Raw genomic sequence first — 21760 nt, 5'->3', positions numbered from 1 at the left:
TGAAAAATGGCAAAGCCGGTTATCCTCGGTAGATACCCCTAATTCGGCTCCCGCAGCACGACAATTTCAACGCGGCGGTTTTTGGAGCGATTCTCAGGAGAATTGTTGTCGGCTACAGGACGGGTGTCTGCGTAACCGGTGGAAATGAACTTTCTCGGTTCAAGCCCTGCGTTATTGATGAAGTAACGGAGCACCGACAAGGAGCGTTCATTGGACAAGCCCCAGTTATCCCTGTAGATTGAGCCTGTAGCAAGCGGTAAATTATCCGTATGGCCTTCAATACTGATCGTAGTATTCAGCGTAGGGAAGAGGCTGGCGAGCTGATTCAGGATCGGATAAGCATCCTTCTTCAATTCCGCTTTCCCCAGATCGAACAAGAACAAGTCGTTCAGCGTGACGGCTACGCCCCTCGGCGTATTTGCAGCGGCAACCTGAGCTTGGAGGTTGTTTACTTCAATATATTGCTGAACCTTCTTCAGCAAATCCTCCAGCTGCTGCTCACGCTTCTCTTTTTCTTCTTTCTCTTTCTTTTCCTTCTCATCGTCCTGCGTTTTCTCGCCTTCCTGAGCCTTGGCCGTACTTACTCGGCCCAGAACGCCTTCGCCCATCGGCATCACGGTATCGGACTTTTTGAATTCGAAGCTGAGCGCTTGTGCGAGCACCTGATACTTTTCGTTGTCGATCTTACTCATTGCATACATGATAACGAAAAAGATGAGCAGGAGCGTAATCAAATCCGCATAGGTAATGAGCCATCGTTCATGATTCTCATGACTGCCATGATTCTTAGACTTCCTCGCCACCGCTATCACCTTCGCCTTCTGCCGCTTTCTTATGGTCCTGGTGCAGGAAGGAATTCAATTTCTTTTTGATCAATTGAGGATTTTCGCCCGCCTGCAGTGCAAGAATACCTTCAAGCATCAGTTCCATTTCGGAAATTTGCTCTTTACTGCGAATTTTAATTTTTTGCGCGATAGGCAGGTACACAACGTTAGCTGAGGATACGCCGTACAGCGTAGCCGTAAAAGCTACTGCGATAGCAGGCCCGAGGGTGCTTGGATCGGACAGATTCCCCAATACGTGGATCAAGCCCATAACCGTACCGATGATCCCCATGGACGGGGCGTATCCGCCAGCGGCTTCGAATATTTTGGCCCAGCCTTCATGATGGTGCTCGAGGGCATCCATTTCCAGCTCCAAAATTTGCCGAGTCAGCTCCGGATCGGTACCGTCGACAACCATCATCAGACCATCACGCAGAAAGGTGTTGCTGTGTTCCTGAGCCCGCTGCTCCAAAGCCAGCACGCCTTCTCTTCTTGCAATGCTCGCCATATCCACCAGCTCCTCAATGGTAGCTCGCGGATCGCGCTTTGTCTCTGTAAATGCCATTTTCAAAGCTTGGCCTATTTCCTTCAGGCGGGACATCGGGAAGCTGATTGCAATGGCCCCGATGGTGCCCCCGAAAATGATCAGCATCGCACTCGGGACGATCAAGGCGCTGATGTGACCGCCGTCCCACACATAACCACCTACCAAGGCGCCTAAGCCTATGACGAGACCGATAATCGTTGTTAAATCCACCTTTGTACCACCCCTAGAATAAGTAAATTAAGATGCGCTTGTGCGTCTATGCCTTCATGCCCAATCTTGCAATAGCGGATGGAAGGAAGCTTTATCCGTTTGCAACAAAAGGTGAAAAAAGGTATAATAAATGGGAACAAGTATTCCTATAGAGGAAAAAGTCGAACGGAGTCAACCTGCGTCGATATGCGCATAGTATTTATCGGACATTCAGGTGTAAAAGTTTATAGAAAATGATCTTTTTCAATAGGCGGGTGATGAAATGAACGAAGTACCGATGAGCTATAAACCTTTTGAGCTGGTCTCGGACTTTGCTCCACAGGGAGATCAGCCTCAGGCGATCGAGAAGCTGGTAGAGACGATTCAAGCGGGACAGCGGTATCAGACGCTGCTTGGAGCGACGGGAACGGGGAAAACGTTTACGGCGGCTCAGGTGATTGCGAGGCTGAACCGGCCGACGCTGCTTATCGCGCACAACAAGACGCTGGCGGCACAGCTGTGTGCGGAGCTGAAAGAGTTTTTTCCGAATAATGCCGTCGAATATTTCGTCAGCTATTACGACTATTACCAGCCGGAGGCGTATATCCCGTCTTCGGATACGTTTATTGAAAAGGATTCAAGCATCAACGAAGAAATCGATAAGCTTCGCCACTCTGCGACCAGCTCGTTGTTCGAGCGTCGCGATGTTATTATTGTGGCGAGCGTGTCGTGCATATATGGCTTGGGTTCCCCGATCGAATACGGAAATCTGGTGCTCTCCCTGCGGGTAGGGATGGAGCGGTCCCGCAACGACATTTTGCATCGGTTGATCGATATCCAGTATCAGCGCAATGATATCAACTTCGTACGCGGGACCTTTCGTGTGCGTGGCGATGTCATTGAGATTTTCCCGGCATCCCACGGGGAGCAGGCGGTTCGGGTGGAGCTGTTTGGTGACGAGATCGAGCGCATTACGGAGATCGACGTACTGACCGGCGAGATCCTTGGCGAGCGGGATCACATCGCAATTTTCCCGGCATCCCACTTCGTAACCCATGAAGATACGATGAAGAGAGCGCTTGTGAACATTGAACGGGAGCTTGAGGAGCGATTGGAAGAGCTGCGGAGCGATGGTAAGCTGCTGGAAGCCCAACGGCTGGAGCAGCGGACCCGCTATGATATCGAGATGATGCAGGAGATGGGCTTCTGCTCCGGTATCGAGAACTATTCCGGGCCGTTGACGTTCCGTGAGCGCGGAGCAACACCGTATACGCTGTTCGATTATTTCCCGGACGACATGCTGCTGATGGTCGATGAGTCGCACGTGACGCTGCCGCAAATCCGCGGGATGTACAACGGGGACCGGGCGCGCAAGGAAGTGCTCGTTAACCATGGCTTCCGTCTGCCATCGGCGATGGATAACCGTCCGCTGCGGTTCGAGGAATTCGAGTCCAAGGTGAAGCAGGCGGTATTCATCTCCGCGACGCCGGGGCCTTTTGAGCTGGAGCATTGCCCGGTTATGGTGGAGCAGATCATCCGTCCGACGGGTCTGATTGACCCGATTATTGAAGTGCGGCCGACCAAAGGGCAGATCGACGATTTGCTGGGCGAGATTCATGAACGGATCCGCAAGGATGAGCGGGTGCTGGTCACAACGCTGACGAAGAAAATGGCCGAGGATTTGACCGATTATCTGAAGGAGGTCGGCATCAAGGTCCGGTATTTGCACTCCGATATCAAGACGTTGGAGCGTATGGCTATTTTGCGGGATTTGAGGCTTGGCGTATTCCACGTCCTGGTCGGGATTAACCTGCTCAGAGAAGGTCTTGACCTGCCGGAGGTGTCGCTCGTCACGATTCTCGATGCGGATAAGGAAGGCTTCCTCCGTGCGGAACGTTCCCTCATTCAGACAATTGGCCGCGCGGCGCGGAATGCGAACGGGCGCGTCATTATGTATGGCGATAAAATAACGGATTCGATGGACAAAGCGATTCGGGAGACGAACCGCCGCCGCGAAATTCAGCTTGCCTACAATGAGAAGCACGGCATTACACCGCAAACGATTCAGAAGAAGGTACGCGATGTTATTGAAGCGGTGAAGGTAGCCGAATCGAAGGCCGATTATTTGGCCGACGTGAAGGATGCGAAGATGTCGAAGAAGGATCGTATGTCGCTCATCGAGCGTTTGGAGCAGGAAATGAAAGAAGCGGCCAAGAATCTGCAGTTCGAGCGGGCCGCCGAGCTTCGTGACGCGGTGCTGGAGTTAAAAGCAGACCTTTAGTGGTTATACTGGGTAATAAAGTCCATGGAATCGATTGTCAATAAATAGTAAATAGGAGCGGTACCTATTGCAGGCGCCTGACATAGCATCAGCCGATGGGCCGTTTTATCATGGAGGATGGTGGAAAGTAAGTGGCTAGAGACAATATTGTGATCAAAGGCGCGCGAGCGCACAATTTGAAAAATATCGACGTAACAATTCCGCGTGACCGTTTCGTCGTGCTGACGGGCCTGAGCGGTTCAGGCAAATCATCGCTTGCGTTCGATACGATCTATGCGGAAGGGCAGAGAAGATACGTAGAGTCTCTGTCCGCTTATGCACGCCAGTTTCTCGGACAAATGGATAAGCCGGATGTGGATTCCATCGAAGGCTTGTCCCCCGCGATTTCCATCGATCAGAAGACGACCAGCCGCAATCCGCGTTCTACCGTAGGTACAGTTACCGAAATTTATGACTACCTGCGCTTGCTGTTCGCCCGAATTGGGCGTCCGCACTGCCCGGATCATAAAATTGAAATTACGTCCCAGACCGTGGAACAAATGGTGGACCGGATTATGGAGTACCCTGAACGGACAAGGCTGCAAATTATGGGGCCGGTTATATCCGGCCGCAAGGGCGAGCATTCCAAGCTGCTGGCGGATATCCAGAAGCAGGGCTTTGTACGCGTACGGGTCAATGGAGAGGTCATGGACATCTCTGATAAAATCGAGCTGGATAAGAACAAGAAGCACAGCATCGAAGTGGTCGTCGACCGGATCGTGGTGAAGGAGGACATCCAGTCGCGGCTGGCGGATTCCCTCGAAACCGCGCTTAAGCTCGGGAACGGCCGGGTCATCGTCGACGTGATGGAGAAGGAAGAGCTGCTGTTCAGTCAAAACCTCGCATGTCCGGAGTGCGGCTTCAGCATCGAGGAGCTGGCACCGAGAATGTTTTCCTTCAACAGCCCTTTCGGGGCTTGCCCTGAATGTGACGGCTTGGGCAGCAAGATGATTGTCGATCCGGATCTGCTTGTGCCGAACCCGAAGCTGTCTATTGAAGAGGGAGCGTTCGAGGCGTGGGCAGGAAGCACGTCGAACTATTATCCGCAATTTTTGGCGGCGGTCTGCGAGCATTACGGCATTCCGCAGAACGTGCCGGTAGCCGACTTGTCCGCGGAGCATATGAAAAAGCTGCTGTATGGCACGGGCGGCGAAAAGGTGCGTTTCCGCTATGAGAACGATATGGGGCACCGGAAAGAAGCGATGGTCGCTTTTGAAGGGATCATTCATAATCTGGAGCGCCGGTACCGGGATACGTTCTCCGAAGGCATCCGCGAGCATATTGAAACCTATATGAGCTCCAAGCCGTGCGGCAAATGCAAGGGACAGCGCTTGAAGCCGGAAACGTTGGCAGTAACGATCAACGGAAAGAACATCGCTCACGTCACCTCCTTATCCATCGGGGATTCCCAGGAATGGTTCGAATCGTTGGATTTGAATGAGCGGGAGCTTCAGATTGCACATCTCATTTTAAAAGAAATCAAGGCGCGCCTGGGCTTCTTGGTAAATGTGGGTCTGGATTATTTAACGATGCACCGTGCGGCGGGGACTCTTTCCGGCGGTGAGGCCCAGCGTATCCGTCTCGCGACACAGATCGGCTCGAGCTTGATGGGCGTGCTCTATATTTTGGATGAGCCGAGCATCGGACTGCATCAACGGGACAACGATCGGCTCATCCAGACGCTGGTGCATATGCGCGATCTCGGGAATACGTTAATCGTAGTGGAGCATGACGAGGATACGATGATGGCCGCTGATTACATTATCGATATCGGTCCAGGTGCCGGTATCCATGGAGGCAAGGTTGTCTCCCAGGGAACGCCGAAGGAAATTATGGACGATCCGAATTCGTTAACAGGTCAATATTTAAGCGGGAAAAAGTTCATTCCTATTGCCGCAGACCGGCGCAAACCGAATGGCAAATGGCTTGAGATCAAGGGAGCCAAGGAAAACAATCTGCGCAATGTCAGTGTGAAAATTCCACTGGGTGTCTTCTCCTGCGTCACCGGCGTTTCCGGTTCCGGCAAGAGTACGCTCATTAATGAAATATTGTACAAGACTTTGGCGAAGGAATTGAACGGGGCCAAGGTGCGTCCTGGCGAGTACCGCGACTTCGTCGGGCTGGAGCATGTAGACAAAGTCATCGATATTGACCAGTCTCCCATCGGGCGCACCCCGCGCTCCAATCCGGCCACCTATACAGGCGTATTTGACGACATCCGTGACCTGTATTCGAACACGAATGAAGCGAAGGTGCGGGGTTACAAAAAAGGCCGCTTCAGCTTCAACGTCAAAGGTGGGCGCTGTGAAGCGTGCCGTGGTGACGGCATTATCAAAATCGAGATGCATTTCCTCCCCGATGTGTATGTTCCATGTGAAATTTGCAAGGGCAAACGGTACAACCGCGAAACACTGGAGGTCCATTACAAGGGGAAAAATATTTCGGAAGTGCTCGGGATGACGATTGAGGATGCTTGTGAATTTTTCAAGAATATCCCGCGGATACATCGCAAGCTGCAGACGCTGCTGGATGTCGGCTTAGGCTATATGGACTTAGGTCAGCCTGCTACTACTTTGTCGGGCGGGGAAGCGCAGCGCGTGAAGCTGGCTGCCGAGCTGTACCGCAGAAGTACAGGCAAGACAATCTATATCCTGGATGAGCCTACGACAGGCTTGCATATCCATGATATTGACCGGCTGCTGAAGGTACTGCACCGCTTGGTAGAGAACGGCGACAGCGTACTCGTGATCGAGCACAACCTGGATGTCATCAAGACAGCCGATTACATCATTGACCTGGGCCCTGAGGGCGGCAGCAAAGGCGGGACTATTGTGGCAACGGGAACGCCAGAGGATGTTGTAAAGGTGGAGGGCTCTTATACAGGCCGGTACCTGAAGCCGATTCTGGAGAGGGATACGATTCGTTCCAAGGACTATGCCAAACGGCTGGAGCAGAGTGTCATTTAACGTACCAATTTGCCGGCTGGTCAATCCTGGAGCCGGAGAGCGAGAATCATTGCTTATATGCAAAAATCGAAATAAACCCAGCCGCATTGTGGCTGGGTTTATTTTGTAGGCACATGTGACACATGTGCTTTATGAGTTACGTTTCATCGAGCAAAGGATAACAGGCTTCGCCGTCTATCAAGATGGCCTGCCGCCGGATTTAAGAAGCAAGAATCTCGGTAAGCTTTTCTTGGAACGCAGCCGCACCGACACGGTTCACGAATTGATTGAACGTTTCTTCCGGACTGCGGTTTTCTTTATAGAACAAAATCAGTTGAGCCAGAACAGGAGCAACGTCATCGCCTTTGACACGGCCTTTCAGCGTCGTGTTAAACTGCGCGTTAGGACCAAGGATACCGCCTACAGCCAAATCAAATGCGTCAACCATGCCTTCTGGCGTTTTCACCAAAGCGCCTTGAAGACCGATGTCGGCAATATGCTTTTGACCGCAAGCGTTAGGACAGCCGATGAAGTGAATGCGTACTTCTTCATCCAGCTCGACATGAGCATCCAGATACTCAGCAACGCTGACCGCTCGTTTCTTCGTCTCAACGACAGCCAGGTTACAGAATTCGTTCCCTGTACAGGATACTGTACGGCTCATGAAATGACCCGGATTCGGAGTCAAACGCTCGAATACCTTCTCTTGCAGTGCAGCTTCTACCTTCGCATCAGGTACACCGGAGAGGATGATATTTTGCGAAACAGTCGTGCGGATGGTACTGTCGCCGTACTCATCAGAGATACGGGCCAGCTCAATCAGCTCTTCCGAATTCAACCGGCCTACAGGAACGCTCAGACCGATGTAGTTCAGTCCTTGTTGTTTTTGCGGATGAACGCCGTCGAAGTAAGCGGCCTTCCAACCGATCGTTTTATCTTCTCCGAGGGAAGGCATGTCACCAATCAGCTCAATCAGCTTGTCTTTGAACTTCTCCGGACCCCAATCGGCCATGAGGAATTTCAGACGGGCGTGGTGACGCTTCTCGCGATAGCCGTAGTCACGATAAATCGTCGTTACCCCGATAGCTACCTTCAGTACTTCTTCCGGTCTGACGAACATATCAAGCTGCTTCGCCAGGTGAGGCTTAGCAGACAAGCCGCCGCCTACCCATGCATGGAAGCCAAGTACTTCTTGGCCGTCGATCACCTTGGTAGCCGGTGTAAAAGCCAAGCATTGAATTTCTGCGTGACCTGAGTTATAAATATTTGAAGAGATGGACATTTTATATTTACGTGGAAGGTTTGAGAAATCACGGTTCAGCAGGAAGAAATCGTTCACCTGATTCACCAGAGCTGTCGTATCCATCAGTTCGTCCGGATCGATATCTGCAAGCGGGTTACCAACGATTGTACGCGGGCAGTCGCCGCAAGCCTCGAAGGAATACAAGCCTACAGCTTCCAGACGCTTGAAGATGTCCGGCAAATTCTCAACGCGAAGCCAGTGGTATTGAATCGCTTGACGTGTTGTAACGTCGATCAAGCCGCGTCCGTACAATTGGCCTATTTCTGCCAAAGCGCGAGCTTGTGCGGAAGTCATCACCCCGGAATTGATACGTACGCGCATCATGAAATGGCCGTCTTTTGGCTTTTGCTCGTAAACGCCGGCCCATTTGAAGCGGTTCATATCATCCTCTGTAATCGCGTCGTAGCCTTCCGTTGCGTATTGTTCAATAATGGTGCGGATCACATCAAGGCCGTCTTTTTCGATCTTTTGAAGCTCGACCTTGTTCAGTTTGGACGGGTCTGCCATCCAAATCGGTTCGTATGCCATGTTACTTGAGCGCCTCCCTTAATGTAAAGAACGTAAATCCGATTAAAATAGTATGAAAAGCCTATCCTAATAGTATCATGATTACCAGGGAACGTAAATCGGAAAACATGTACAACTTATAAGGATTTATTATAATTCTGAAGGAGTTGCGTTATACGGGGGAGGTAGATGTCCTTCTTGCTCTGCAGCTCGGCAAAAGTTGACAAACTTGTTACACTTGGGTTTTATTGCTTGCACTTCGTTGCGAGTCAAGCTAAGATAGAAGTTAAGCATTTTTGTATAATAAAGGAGGTCTCTCGATGTTTTTGGCCGCTGAGGCAGCACAAGCAGCGAGTAAATTTACCGGTTTTGACCCATTCGTTATTTTGTTTACGATTGTAATCGCGATTGGTGTGGTTCGCTTGCTGATGGCTGCAAAGAAAAATCCTTTTGCTATCGGTTTCGGAGTTGTAAGTTTGCTTGTGTTCTTGATTATGGATGTTGTCATGGTCATGAACTGGATGGACAAAATATAAGATCGGTTGTACCACGCACACTAAAGAAGCCCTTAAACCTGTTGGTTTAAGGGCTTTTCGTTGTGGTCTTACACCCACCACATCTCGCCGAGCGGCTCCTTGATCAGCACTTGCTGCAGGTTTTGCACCGCTTTGGTGAAGCCTTCGTCAATCGACATCAAGCCGTCCTCATGCTCAATGCTGACAACATAGTCGTAGCCAACCAGGCGCAGTGCGCTCAGGATGTCTGCCCATGTTTTCAAGTCATGACCGAAGCCGACGGTACGGAACTGCCACGCGCGATCGAGCATCGCGGTATAAGGCTGCATATCCGTCAAACCGTGCTTGTTCACATTGATCGGGTCAATGGTCGTATCCTTCGCATGGAAGTGGTGAATTGCGCCTGCACGGCCCAATACTTGAACGGCCTGCACCGGATCAATCCCTTGCCACCACATATGGCTTGGATCGAGGTTCGCTCCGATCACTTCGCCGGCCGCTTCGCGCAGACGCAGGAGCGTGGCAGGCGTATGTACCGAGAAGCCGCCGTGGAGCTCGAGTCCGATTTTGACATTGCGCGCCGCGGCGAATTTACCGGTTTCCGTCCAGTAAGGAATGACTTTATTAGACCACTGCCAGTCCAGAATTTCCTGGAAATCAGGCGGCCATGGTGCCACAGGCCAGTTCGGATATTTGGCATCCTCGTGATCGCCGGGGCAGCCGGAGAATGTATTCACAACAGGGACTTCAAGCTTTTCAGCCAGTTCAATGGTTTTAAGGATGATTTCCTGATGTTCTTTTGAGATTGCTTTTTGAGGATGCAGGGGATTGGCATGACAGCTCAAGGCACTGATGAACAAGCCTCTGGACTCAACGGCTTTTTTGAAGGCTTTCAGCTTGCTTTCATCCGCCAGCAGCACATCGGGGTTGCAATGCGCATTACCCGGGTAGCCGCCGGTACCCAACTCTACAGCGTCCAAGCCTTTGGAAGCGATGTAATCCAATGCTTCTTCAAAAGGTTTTTGTCCGAACAATACAGAAAAAACGCCTAACTTCATACGACACCTCCAAAATAAATGAAAAATGTACGCGTGTACGTAACGCGACTCCTCAAATTATAACACTGTTTCGGGACAACTCAAAGTGCAAGATGCGGACAGAACAACAAACTTTTGCTCCATATATAAAAAAAATGAAGTTCGACAAGTCCTCTCGACATCGTTCCCATTTCTTTGCGGTACAAAACCGATAAACTAAAGACAGTATCGAAAAAATTGAAGGAGAGGTGGGTTTTGAATTTGCCGAGATGAACCCGTCGGTACCGTGCGGAAGGAACTTACTTTTTGAAGAGAGGGCGGATCAAATATGTATAGCAAAGATACTCAAATTGTTGAAACGACTACTGGAAAATGGCTTCGTTTCCCTAATCACTTTAAAAAGTCCACATGCTTGGTCGAATTGTCCAATCAAATTTCGCTCAATATCGATAGTAAATCAGGCAGCGTATACGTTCATAAAAAGGATCACAACCAGGTGTATCAGCCCGTCGGCGAATTGTTCATCTCTGCTACCCAAACCCAGATCCAGTGCACAGCCGTTCAAGGCTGGATGCAGGAGAGGGTAGGTCATGTGAAGCTGGGCCCCATCCAAGCGGGAGACAGCGAAAATGTAAAGGAATTGGAAAAGGAGGAATCGGCGTGAGAATTTGCATTGATAACAAAGAAATACCGGTAACGTTCGTTTCGAGTGACCATAAGGTAATTCCACAGCTGATTCAAACCCTCCGTGCGACGCAAGGGAGCCGGGAACGGAGTGGGGATTTTGACATGGAAGCGCTGGAAAGAATTGAAGTCGTTGGCATGGAAGCACATTTATACAGCTCGACCCAACTGCGAAAGTGTCTGGCCTTATACGCATAATCATTTATCCGGATAAGCCTTATATACAAAAGAAGAGTCTTCCGTCTGCGACTGGCAGGGGAAGACTCTTTTCGCTTTTCTCATGACCAGGGCCAGTGGAACAGGCCGCGATATATTTTGAAGACGGTATCCTCGCTGCCGCTGTACACAATGACGGAGAAGGTAACGATGGCTTGGGTCAGCAGGCAGCGGGCGTAAAAGTAGGCGCGCGACACCTTTTTCTTGTTGACCGTCGATTTGCCGAGCAGGTTCTCCAGCGCCATCACGATGCCGTGATAGAGGCCATACAGGAAGTAAAGCCAGCTGAAGCCGTGCCAGAGGCCGATAAGGACCATAATGAGCACGGACAAGCCTGCGGCTGTCCATCGGCTCGGAGCTTGGCGGGAGAAGAACATGAAGATGTGCTCCCGGAACCAGTCTCCCAGGGTCGCATGCCAATTGCGCCAAAACTGCGTTAAGGTAGGCGATTGGAACGGCTTCTTGAAGTTCTCCGGCATATTGTAGCCCATTAAACGGCCGAACCCGATGGCAATGTCCGAATAGCCCGAGAAGTCGAAGAAAATTAAAGCGTAGAACCAGATCATTAGGAACAGGGACTGATGCGTGTGCAGCTCCTGGGCCTGCATATGGTTGAATAAATCCGTCATCCAGGTGACGAGAACGATCTTTTTGAACATCCCTTTAATGATCCGCTTGATGCTGTCCTCCACCTGCGCTGCGTTCAAGCGGTATGGCTGCTTCGTATCCGCCATGAAATCCTTGAACTTCAGGATCGGTCCCGATGTGAACGTAGGCACGAACAGGATGAAGTTCGCGTAATCCATCAGCTTGACGCGGGCATCCTTGCCGAAGAAGTAGGCGAAATAATACGCATCAATGACCTTGAGCACGTTGTAGATCAAGCCGAGCAGGATAACCGTATCAAACAGTGGATTTTCAAGAACCTTCATGCCGAAGAGCCGCAGACACGATACGCCCGCAACATTCAGCACAATCGCCGTAATGAACCAGCCCTGCCGCCACTTGGTGACATGACACAGGAATAAGAAGCCCAAGTAGTTTAACAGCGTGTAGACGACATAGAAGATAAAAAGCTTCTTGCTAAATACCAGTAAGAAACAAAGGTTGAAGGCCAACAGCAGCACACGTTTGTTATGCGGCCACCACCGGGTCAATGCCAGAACGAGAATCATGCCGCTCATCGCCATGACCGCGTTCATATTTAAGTACCACATAGCGAAACTCCCTTGCGACAAGATGGCGGGCTAGAACCCTTCGTAAATGAACAGGCCTTTGCCGGTAAAATACACGAGAACCATAATCAGCATCGCCGTGTAAATGATTATTTCGAGGATTTTGCGAGCGATTGGAGCCATGCATCCACCTCCTTCGTAAATACGGGAGCGCCAACATCACGGCTCAAATGGACGAGGTCGTGAAAGTAGCGGGCATCGTAAGATTGCAGTAAGTTCAAGACAGGTATCTGATGTGCGGCGAGCCGCTGATTGACCTCTTCCTGTAGACCCGGCATGTAGCGGGGAACTGTGTAGGCTTTGTTCCACGGCATCCAGACGACTCTCAGCTTCAATTGATGCTCTTCCGCATAGCGGATAATGGCATCGAGCGCCTGCAGGTTATCCTTGTAATCGTGCTGCGACATCCAGCCGAAGCGCTTGTCGTAGTCGTCCCACTTGGCTTTCAGCTCAGCGGGCGGTTTCTGACCGGGGTACAGCTCCTTATCGATCCAGCGGGGCTCATAGGCGAGCATCTCGGAGCGGTTCAGGTCCAGGGTACCCTTGTACAGATTGCGGACGAATTCCGAACCGGAGTCGCGGAAGTAATCGCGGTAGGTGTATACATAAGGCTGGTACCAAGGCTTGAACCACGGGTAAGTCGGGTCGGTGTCCAGGCTGTCAATCATCGTATGCACGTCAATACCGACGACAAGCTCCCGTTCTACATGGAAAAGCTGCCGATTCAAAATTTCCTTGAGATCGGTCAGCTTACCGTAAGAGAGGCCCATTTCGATGAGGCCTGAATTCGATTCATTTTCGATAAAAGCACCGGTTACGGCCGAATTGCCGAAAAAGACGGGGCCGTGGTCAAGCCACCCGTGGTGGTAGAGCGTTTTGGTGAAATCATTCTTATAAAAGCGCCGTGACGTCTCCATAGGGTTCCAATAGGAAATGGCGACGTCCGAGCAAATAAAGACGGCCAACAGCAGCAGCACGAAGCTGCTGCGCCGTAAGCCAGCAAAAAGTTTCATAAGGATACCACATCTTATCATTTAATGTGTGAAGCCGGAAGTACCAGGATTATAGCTAATAATTAAAGCGACTTTTGCTGCCATGCATGGTATTGCTCGCGGAACGCTTCCGGCCAGGCGCTCTCTTCCAGCCCGTACTGAGCCAGGAAGGCGAAGGCCCAGCGCTCGATACCGAAGCCTACGCAGCCGGTAACGGCTTTCCGTTTGCCCATGTTAATGTTGAACGCTGTACCGAAGGTGTTGCTGTGGAAATTGACCGAGCTGCAGGCGATCGATTTCTTTACGTGCGGAATCGTCAGGCGAAGCTCATATTTCATCTCCTGATTGCGCTGGAACGATGCCTTGACCTGGAAATCGTTTGTGAAAAATGGATCATTTGCAATTTCGAGCATACTGTCCACGTTCCACTCCACGGCAAGCTCCTTCAAATATTCGATGGAGCGCAGGCGGTTTTCTTTGACGAAATCCGGCTTACCTACAAAGATAATTTCCCGCATGCTGAAGTCGAGCAAACGGCCGAAGTCCGTATGGTTGCGAGATTCGAAGCGATGGCATTTGGAGATGGCGGTAACGACGAGACCGTCGCCCTCCAGCGTCTCATTTTGCAAGCCTTCATAGCAATGGTAGCAGGTCGAAGGGTTCATGGTGAACTTCGGCTTCGGCATGCTGGTGTTCAGGTCCAGCGCATCCTCCTGCTTCCAGCCGCCCGCGTCGCGGATCGTCTGGGAGAAGTTCTCAATGATGTCCAGATCCTCGCGCAGATGCGTCAAGAAATGAATGTGCTCCGGGAACGAGGTGAAGTGATTCGTTTTATTCAAGGTATCGGCGTGAATGACAGCCGGGTACGATTCCTCGGTAATGCCGGTAAAGCGATTCGCGATCTTCGTAACGAACGAATAATCGAGAAAACGCATCAGACTGGAGAACGGCTCACGGAAAATGAAAAGGCCCGGCTCCAGCACCTTAATAATCTTACGTTCCACGAGCTCGGCGATAATGTCGCCTTCGTAAGGGGTGTCCACCTTATGCTCGAATAAAATGTTTTCCTTGAAGCCGAAATCGCCATGGGAAAAGCGCTCAATTAAGCGGCGGACCTGGGATTCGATCGCTTCGTTGCCTTTGGGGGATTCATGGATAATCGTAAGCTGCTCGTTCTCCAGCCGGATATCCTGTATATGCTCGTCGATGAAGGCGGCGGCGTATTTAACTTGACCATGCTGGCTCGATGCCAGTCCCTCGAGGGATACGACGCATTCCATAATTTAATTACCTCGCAGTCTTTTGTTGGATGAAATCAGCGATTTCCCGTACTGTGTTCATAGAATACAGCATGAGGTCCTGGTTTGTCACTTGAATGCCGTACGTTTTTTCGATATGGGCGATCAGGGCAGTCGCGCCGATGGAATCGATATAGCCATAGTCGAACAGATGGACATCTACGGTAAAATCATCGTCATCGGCTTCAATTTCATAACGGGTACGAATATGATCCTCAAGCTGTTGGAGCAGGTCTTGCATGGGAGTTCCTCCTTGAATGGTCTGATGGTTAAAAGCAGGCGCAGCGGTAATGTGACAGTCAAAGATCCGGTCGTCAGAACCGGATCGTGACTTTGGCCGATGCGCCGAAATGGGTAATGGTGTACGTCTGTGCGGCCTCGTCCCGATTGACCTGGAGCTGGTCGCCTTCGATCGTGACCGGCTTATCGCTCCACAGCTGAATTTGCTGCATGCCGCCTGCTTGCAGCTCCACCGTCCACCGTCCCTCCTGCTTGGTGAGGGTATAAGGGACGTTAGAGCGCACGAGATGGGGCTGTGGCGCTTCCTTCACCGGCGCAAGCTTGAACTGAACTTGCGTAGACCGCGGAGCGCCTAGATACAGCTTGCCGCCGCGGAGTTCGAACACATCCGAGGAGGTAACCGGAAGCCGGTCTGCATAAGCCTGCCCTCGTTCGATAACGAGGCCGAGCGTTCCTTTATATTCCCCGGCTTGAACGGGAACTCCGTCTGTGACCGGGCGGATCCGGATAGCCGGCGAGCTGTGAAGACCCGCAAGGCGTTTGGCACGATCCAGCAGCGCATCCAGCCAGGAACGGGAAACCTCAGCGTGTGTTGTTAATGTATTGAGCACGGAGCGGGCCATTTGGGTCTCCGTCATGAAATTATAGCTTTGCTGATTGCGCACGTTATCCAAATACTTGACGAATTCGAGCAGCTCGCCGACCCGTGCCGGGAAATGGTACTCGATATGCTCGAAGTAATCGATGGGCCAGTCCTGATCGATATACGTTTGGAATAAATCCTCTGTTGAATTTTGCGCATCCAGTCTGAGAACAGGCGCCGGTGTAGAAAGAAGCATCGGCGGATCCGACGGCTTCCCGGTTTTCGGATCGGTCATGAGAAACGGTACGCCCCAGTTGTACTGGACACCGAGACGCGGCTCGTTCGGAATATTAGCCGGCCGGAAGCCAAAGTTGAACCAAATCCCCGCATCCCGCTCGTTGCGCAGCGTCTGCGTCGGATCGGGATTGTTAATGCGCCACGTATGCTGGTTCGTTCCCGGCATATGCCACGGGATGCCCAAGGTATCGAACGACTTGCGCTGCAGCTCGATTTCTTCCTTCTCCTGGGCGTCGCTTGTAAAGTTATGCACGAATATATGAGGATACAGGTCTAGGCTGTGCTCCTTGTTGTACTGAACGAAGGCTTGCAGCTGCTTGGCATAAGGAAACTTCGGATCGTCCACCGTCGTCGGCATACCGAATTCCAGTTGGCCGACGATCAGGTCATCCTTGCCGTCGTGATTGACGTCGTACCACAGCGGTACGGAGTTATGCCCTCCGACGAGGGCGTGGTTGCCGAGCTGGTTCAGCGTGGCGCCCTCCAGCACGCCGGAGGGCTGCCACGCCCCGCTGGCCTGCTGCGTGTACACGCGCAGATCGCCCTCGAGGTTGCCGACCACCAGGTCGGCCTTGCCGTCGCCGTTCACGTCGTGCACCGACGGCGCGGCAAAAGGCGCAGGCAGCTGGAACAGCAAGCTGCCCGGGTCAAACCCCACAGGCCCGCCGGCGCCTGGGCCTGCCGTACCCTCGCGGCCCGCTGTACGGTGGCCGCGGTACAGCGTCACCCCGCCTGCGGCATCCCCGACCAACAGATCGGGGATGCCGTCGCCGGTGACGTCGCCTACGGCCGGGGCCACAGGGGCCGCCCCGGCAATGGCCTTCCCGCCCGCCGTGAGCGGGGCGGGGGGCTCGAACGCGCCGCCGGCTGCGCCATAGGCGACGGCCAGCGTGCCGTCCGAGCGGCCGATGATCAGGTCCGGCCGCCCGTCGGCATTGAGATCGTACGCGGCGACGCTGGCGTACGAGGTTGTGGCGAGCGGCTGTCCATTCGTCAGCCGCAGCGGCTCGCGCTTGCCGAAGGCATCGGGCGCGGGGCCGGGCAGCTGCTGCCCGGCATAGGCACCCTGCTGCGCTCCCGCGCTGAGGTAAGCTCCGAGCGTGCCGTCGGCTGAACCGACGATCAGATCCGCTTTGCCGTCCCCGTTCAGGTCGGCGACGGCGGGATAAGCGCGATACGGCAGCTGAATTGGATCGCCGAGCGAGCGGTAATCCGGATAAGGAGCCAGCTGAATCGCTTTGCCGTCACTGATGAGCCGAGTTCCGCTGGAATAAAACGAATTCGGCGTCTCTCCGGCAAAGGCCGGCTTATCCTTGTCGCCGACATTCAGATGAACGGCGACGGATTCCTGCCAAAGCCCCCAATGAAAGGAGGAGCGGACGAGGGAGAAGGAGGGGACTTGGTTGTATTTCTTCAACAGCTCGGCCCATTGAATCCCTTCTCCGTCGCGGATCGCTTCAATCGCTTCAAAATGGTTCTGATGCGACATCGCCGGCCGCCCGTACGGGCCCAGCACCTTTTTCACCGTATACCCCAGCGTCTCTTTGGAGACGAAGGAGGCATATTCACTGCGGAACATCGCGCTTGCGGCTGCGAAGGTGAAATGAAAGTAGGGCTCCAGGGGAAGCTGGCTGCGATCATAGTACAATGCGCCGGCTGTCGGCGTTTTCGCCTGATTGGTCTGCTCTGCAAGACGCTTGAACCCGAGCGCCGGATCTATGCCGCTGTTCAGGTCGTAGCCTGTCAGGTAATAACGGTTCGGCAGCAGGGCGCTGCTGATGAAGACCGTCCCCTTCTCATAGCGGTTCAGCGCATACAAGGCGGTACCGTTCCAAGCGACAAGCGGCTCAGCCGTTGAGGGGATGAGTCCTTGTCCCCAAGCGAACTTGGCTAAGTCGGCAAAACCGTCATGGTTCAAGTAATTATCGATGTATTGCCGGAACAGCTGCTGCAGGCTCTGCAGATTCAACTCCACCTCGGGATAGCTGAAGCCGGGTGCGCCGGAAGCGGCGGTTTTGCCCGTGCTTGCGGCTAACGCCAGGGGCGGCTGAAGGGCGACCAGCTGCTTGGCTCCGATAAAGGCCAGCGGGAAGTCCGCCGCCAATTCATTTTCAAGGAACAGATGTCCTCCTTGGGCCACATAACTCTGCAGCATCTCCCGCTGCGGGTCTGTCATGGCGCCGTGCAAGGAAGCATCCAAATAAACGGAGTCGTAGCCCTTCATTTGACGAAGCGTGAGCTTGTCCAGAGGGCTCCGCTCCAGCTGCAGATTAGCAACGAGTGATTGCTGTAAATGACTGTATGCCGCAGGATCGAAGCTGTCGCCTTTGGTCACGTACAGCATCCGCACGGCCAGCTCTTTGTTCCAAAAGGAGAGCAGCAGCACCACAGCAATCAGCAGCGTACCAAGAATGGCACCTGCGATTCGGAATCGGGTTGGAAGTAACTTCAAGATCAAATCCCTCAATTATGACTCGGTTGAACTACCCTGCCATTATAGCATGGATTAGCGCTGTTTGTTAACTTTTGTCGATGGCGTGCGGGGTTACGGGAGTGCGGATTCAAAAAGGCAGAGGCGAGGCATAAAGCGCATGGAAACGGGATCTCATCGCGGAGGATGAAGTCGTTGTGTGAACTGTTTCGAGCCCCGACGATGAGGAGAATGCTGAGAAGGATAATCATTTTCATTTACTAATTTTTAATTACAAGGTGTACAAAAGTAAGTGGATAAGATATAATCGGTTTCAAGAAGCAGTTTACTGCAAGGGACGCGATGGACGTGCTATCGTTTCCTGGTCATTCTAGGCGAAGGAGGGTTCGAGTATGGGCAAATGCGCTTGTGGCAACACGCAAAACGCGGAAGGAAACTGTGATGGTTCCCACGCGAAGAAGGACAAGTAATATATACCATCCTTATTCACCGGCTTTCGTTTCAGAGCAAGTGAAGAGCATGAATAACTACATAGATGCAGCTTCCGCTGCTGCCGAGAGCCCTATCTGGCCGTATCCGCCAACCGTGTCATTCGTGACCTGGCGTACGGTCAGCCAGGGCTTTTTCTTGTTTGGGAGTCTTGCCCGTGACGCAAGGGCTTCGTGGTTTCGGGTTTGTCTGCCATTTGCTGGTTTCATTCGCTTTGGCGGGCGGTTTTCTGTTACACTAGATAGATACTACATCTTATATGGATTTATCGAAGCTGTCGGGGATATTGCGGGCAATAGAAATAACTGTTTCTTTTTGTCCATACTCGTAGATAGGAATAGAGAAGCATTCGGAGGATAATGAAGCATGATGAAGCTACAAAAATCAGATATTGAGCTGCTGGCGCCGGCCGGCGATTGGGATTGCTTAAGGGCGGCGGTGGCCAACGGGGCGGACGCTGTTTTTTTCGGAGTGGAAAAGTTCAATGCGCGTGCGCGTGCGAACAACTTTTTGATGGACGAGCTGCCGGATATTATGTCGTTCCTTCATCTATATGGGGTGAAAGGCTTCTTGACGTTCAACATTCTCGTGTTTGAGGATGAGCTGAATGATGCGAAGAAGCTGATTGAAGCCTGTATCGATGCAGGTGTCGATGCTGTGATCGTGCAGGACCTTGGTCTGGTCAAAATGATCCGGGATTTATCGCCCGATTTCCCGATTCACGGGTCCACACAGATGACGATCACTTCGCCGGAGGCGGTGGAGTTCACAAAGCCGTTCGACATAGAGCGTGTCGTTCTTGGGCGTGAAAATAACTTGAAGCAAATTAAGCAGATCGGGGATCAGGCGAAGCTGCCGATGGAAGTGTTCGTGCACGGAGCGCTTTGCGTGTCCTACTCCGGTCAATGTCTGACGTCGGAGATGTGGGGCGGACGCTCGGCGAACCGAGGGGAATGCGCGCAGGCCTGTCGCTTGCCGTACGATTTGATGGTTGACGGGGAGCAAAAGCCGATGGGCGACATTGCTTATTTGCTGTCACCGAAGGACTTGGCCGCATTGGAGCTTGTTCCCGAGCTGATCGAAGCGGGAGTGACTTCATTCAAGATTGAGGGCCGTCTGAAAAGCCCTGAATATGTAGCTAACGTGGTCAGCAAATACCGGAAGGCGATCGACCGGTACTTTGAAACCGGCGAGGCGAAGCCGACGAAGGAAGAGCTGCGTGAGCTGGAGCAAAGCTTCTCCCGCGGCTTCACGTATGGCTTCCTGAAAGGGACGAACAACAAGCAGCTGGTGGAAGGCACCTACCCGAAAAGCCGCGGTGTGTATCTAGGCCGGGTGAAGCAAATTTTGCGCGACGGCGTGGTCTGTGAGCTGGAAGCGCCGGTGAAGCGCGGCGACGGCATCTGCTTCGATGCGGGCGATCCGACGCGTAAGGAAGAGGGCGGACGCGTCTATGATATTCGGCGCAAGGGCGTGAAGATCGAGGGCGAGGCTCCCGGCGGCTTGATTGAAATCGTTGCAGGCCGCAACGATGTGAATCTGAGCCGTGTTCATGTGGGGGACCGGATTTGGAAGACGAACGATCCGCATCTGGACAAGCGGCTGCGCCAATCGTTCGAAACCGACAAGCCGTACCGCACGTTCCCGGTAGCCGTTCGGGTAACCGGGACACTCGGCGAGCCGCTTAAAAGCCGTTGGACCGACCTGCAAACAGGTCATACCGTACAGGTGGAGTCCGAGCTTGCGCTTGTGCAGGCAGAGAAGCGTCCGATGGACGCCGCGCTGTTCGAGGAGCAGTTCGGACGGCTCGGCGGTACGATCTTCGAGCTGGCGGCGGACCAGCTGGAAGTGCAGCTGAACGGCGACTTGATCGTGCCGATGCGCGAGCTGAACGGCATGCGCCGCCGTGCGGTGGAGCAGCTGGAGGCAGCGAGACAGCGTCCTAGAGCTTACGTCAAGCGGGGCGTTGACGTGCTCGCGGATGTACCGCAGAAGCGGGCTGCCGCAGGAGAGGCGCGGCTGACCGTTCTGTGCCGCACACTGGAGCAGGTACAGGCGGCGGTAGAGACCGACGTCGATATGATTTACGCCGACTTTGAATTTATTAAGCAGTTTCCGGCTGCGATCGAAGCGGCTCGTGCGGCAGGCAAGCGCATTGCGCTTGCGACGCCGAGAATTCATATGCCGGGAGAAACCGGCTACTTCAAGAACATCACGAACCTGCAGCCGGATGCTGTATTGGTTCGTAATACCGGAGCGGTGTATTACTATATGAAGCAGCGCCAAGAGCGTCTGAACGACCGCCATCCGGAGCTGATCGGCGACTTCTCGCTCAATATCGCAAACCATAAAACAGCGGCGCTGTTCCTGGAAGCGGGCTTGGATAAAGTAACCCCTTCGTATGATCTGAACATTCAACAGATGGTCGATCTGCTGGAGGTAGCGGATACCTCGAAGCTGGAAGTCGTTATTCATCAGCATATGCCGATGTTCCATACGGAGCACTGCGTTTATTGTACGTTCTTAAGTGAGGGGACGGACTACACGAACTGCGGGCGTCCATGTGAGGACCACCGTGTGTCGCTGCAGGATCGGGTCGGCATGTCCCACCCGGTACGTGTGGATGAAGGCTGCCGGAATACCGTGTATAACGCGATTGAGCAATCGGGAGCGGAGTACTTGCGGAACTTCCGCGAGCTGGGCGTTACTACGTTCCGCGTAGAGTTCCTGGAGGAATCTGCCGACAAGGTGCATGAGGTGATCGATTTGTACCAACGTGCACTTCAGGGGGAAATCAGCGGCACGCAGGTGTGGAAAACCTTGAAAGCGACGAATCAGTTGGGTGTGACCCGTGGTCAATTAATTAAATAGGCTTATTATGCAAGCGGCTGGTACAAGGGGGGTTACTTTCTTGTATGCAGCCGCTTTTTTCTTGCTTTTATAGCGCTAACGAAATTGCTATTGAAGGTATGAACCAAGAGCTCTTATCGAATGCTAATATCATCTAATTCAAATTTTTTAACAAATTTCCCCATAGACAAGAGTCGGAAAAGAGGGTATGATACTGCCTGTTTTTAGTATCGAACCAACACAACATTTAACTGACAA

The 21760-nt window shown here is 52.7% G+C and carries 15 protein-coding genes; 6 read left to right on the top strand and 9 right to left on the bottom strand.

Going from position 1 to position 21760, the window contains the following annotated elements; translation table 11 throughout:
* Positions 1-38: 38 nt before the first annotated feature.
* Together CF651_RS10375 and CF651_RS10370 are read right to left on the bottom strand one after the other, a co-directional pair.
* A complete protein-coding gene (locus tag CF651_RS10375) occupies positions 39-803 on the bottom strand; it encodes a flagellar motor protein MotB (RefSeq protein WP_094014787.1) in 765 nt (254 codons plus the stop codon).
* On the bottom strand, positions 787-1581 hold the full coding sequence (locus CF651_RS10370; protein WP_094014786.1) for a flagellar motor protein: 795 nt from the start codon (positions 1579-1581) through the stop codon (positions 787-789). The genes CF651_RS10375 and CF651_RS10370 overlap by 17 nt, the downstream gene beginning before the upstream one ends.
* 262 nt (positions 1582-1843) lie before the next feature.
* On the opposite strand from CF651_RS10370, the gene uvrB reads away from it, so the two are divergent.
* Both uvrB and uvrA read left to right on the top strand, forming a co-directional pair.
* Positions 1844-3841, top strand: coding sequence for an excinuclease ABC subunit UvrB (uvrB, locus tag CF651_RS10365; RefSeq protein ID WP_094014785.1), 1998 nt, complete (start codon positions 1844-1846; stop codon positions 3839-3841).
* A 131-nt stretch (positions 3842-3972) separates the two neighbouring features.
* The gene (uvrA, locus tag CF651_RS10360) at positions 3973-6846 is read left to right on the top strand and encodes an excinuclease ABC subunit UvrA (RefSeq protein WP_094014784.1); all 2874 of its coding nucleotides are present in this window, start codon (positions 3973-3975) and stop codon (positions 6844-6846) included.
* A gap of 199 nt (positions 6847-7045) precedes the next feature.
* On the opposite strand, the gene CF651_RS10355 is transcribed toward uvrA, so the two are convergent.
* A complete protein-coding gene (locus CF651_RS10355) occupies positions 7046-8656 on the bottom strand; it encodes a nitrite/sulfite reductase (RefSeq protein ID WP_094014783.1) in 1611 nt (536 codons plus the stop codon).
* A gap of 299 nt (positions 8657-8955) precedes the next feature.
* Here CF651_RS10355 and CF651_RS10350 point away from each other — a divergent pair, with 299 nt between their 5' ends.
* Positions 8956-9171: a hypothetical protein gene (locus CF651_RS10350; RefSeq protein ID WP_094014782.1), complete on the top strand. Its 216-nt coding sequence runs from the start codon at positions 8956-8958 to the stop codon at positions 9169-9171.
* Positions 9172-9239: 68 nt separating this feature from the next.
* Here the strand turns inward: CF651_RS10350 and CF651_RS10345 are convergent, their stop codons facing one another.
* Complete coding sequence (locus CF651_RS10345) at positions 9240-10208, bottom strand: sugar phosphate isomerase/epimerase family protein (RefSeq protein WP_094014781.1); 969 nt, start codon at positions 10206-10208, stop codon at positions 9240-9242.
* A 307-nt stretch (positions 10209-10515) separates the two neighbouring features.
* On the opposite strand from CF651_RS10345, the gene CF651_RS10340 reads away from it, so the two are divergent.
* Entirely contained in the window at positions 10516-10851 is a 336-nt protein-coding gene (locus CF651_RS10340; protein WP_179232759.1) for a hypothetical protein, read from the top strand.
* Positions 10848-11069, top strand: coding sequence for a hypothetical protein (locus tag CF651_RS10335; RefSeq protein WP_094014780.1), 222 nt, complete (start codon positions 10848-10850; stop codon positions 11067-11069). The genes CF651_RS10340 and CF651_RS10335 overlap by 4 nt, the downstream gene beginning before the upstream one ends.
* Positions 11070-11149: 80 nt before the next feature.
* On the opposite strand, the gene CF651_RS10330 is transcribed toward CF651_RS10335, so the two are convergent.
* The 5 genes from CF651_RS10330 to CF651_RS10310 form a co-directional block, all read right to left on the bottom strand.
* Entirely contained in the window at positions 11150-12304 is a 1155-nt protein-coding gene (locus CF651_RS10330; RefSeq protein ID WP_094014779.1) for an MBOAT family O-acyltransferase, read from the bottom strand.
* Positions 12305-12411: 107 nt separating this feature from the next.
* Complete coding sequence (locus CF651_RS10325) at positions 12412-13335, bottom strand: hypothetical protein (protein WP_094014778.1); 924 nt, start codon at positions 13333-13335, stop codon at positions 12412-12414.
* 62 nt (positions 13336-13397) lie between these two features.
* Positions 13398-14594 (bottom strand): class-II aminoacyl-tRNA synthetase family protein, encoded by a 1197-nt coding sequence (locus tag CF651_RS10320; protein WP_094014777.1) that lies wholly within the window; start codon positions 14592-14594, stop codon positions 13398-13400.
* Positions 14595-14601: 7 nt separating this feature from the next.
* A complete protein-coding gene (locus CF651_RS10315) occupies positions 14602-14853 on the bottom strand; it encodes an acyl carrier protein (RefSeq protein WP_094014776.1) in 252 nt (83 codons plus the stop codon).
* Positions 14854-14926: 73 nt separating this feature from the next.
* The gene (locus CF651_RS10310; RefSeq protein ID WP_245855824.1) at positions 14927-18184 is read right to left on the bottom strand and encodes an FG-GAP repeat domain-containing protein; all 3258 of its coding nucleotides are present in this window, start codon (positions 18182-18184) and stop codon (positions 14927-14929) included.
* Positions 18185-19018: 834 nt separating this feature from the next.
* On the opposite strand from CF651_RS10310, the gene CF651_RS10300 reads away from it, so the two are divergent.
* Entirely contained in the window at positions 19019-21523 is a 2505-nt protein-coding gene (locus tag CF651_RS10300; protein ID WP_094014774.1) for a U32 family peptidase, read from the top strand.
* Positions 21524-21760: the final 237 nt, after the last annotated feature.

This window comes from Paenibacillus rigui (assembly GCF_002234615.1).
GTDB classification, from domain to species: domain Bacteria; phylum Bacillota; class Bacilli; order Paenibacillales; family NBRC-103111; genus Paenibacillus_S; species Paenibacillus_S rigui.
This window is presented reverse-complemented; position numbering and strand designations above follow the sequence as displayed.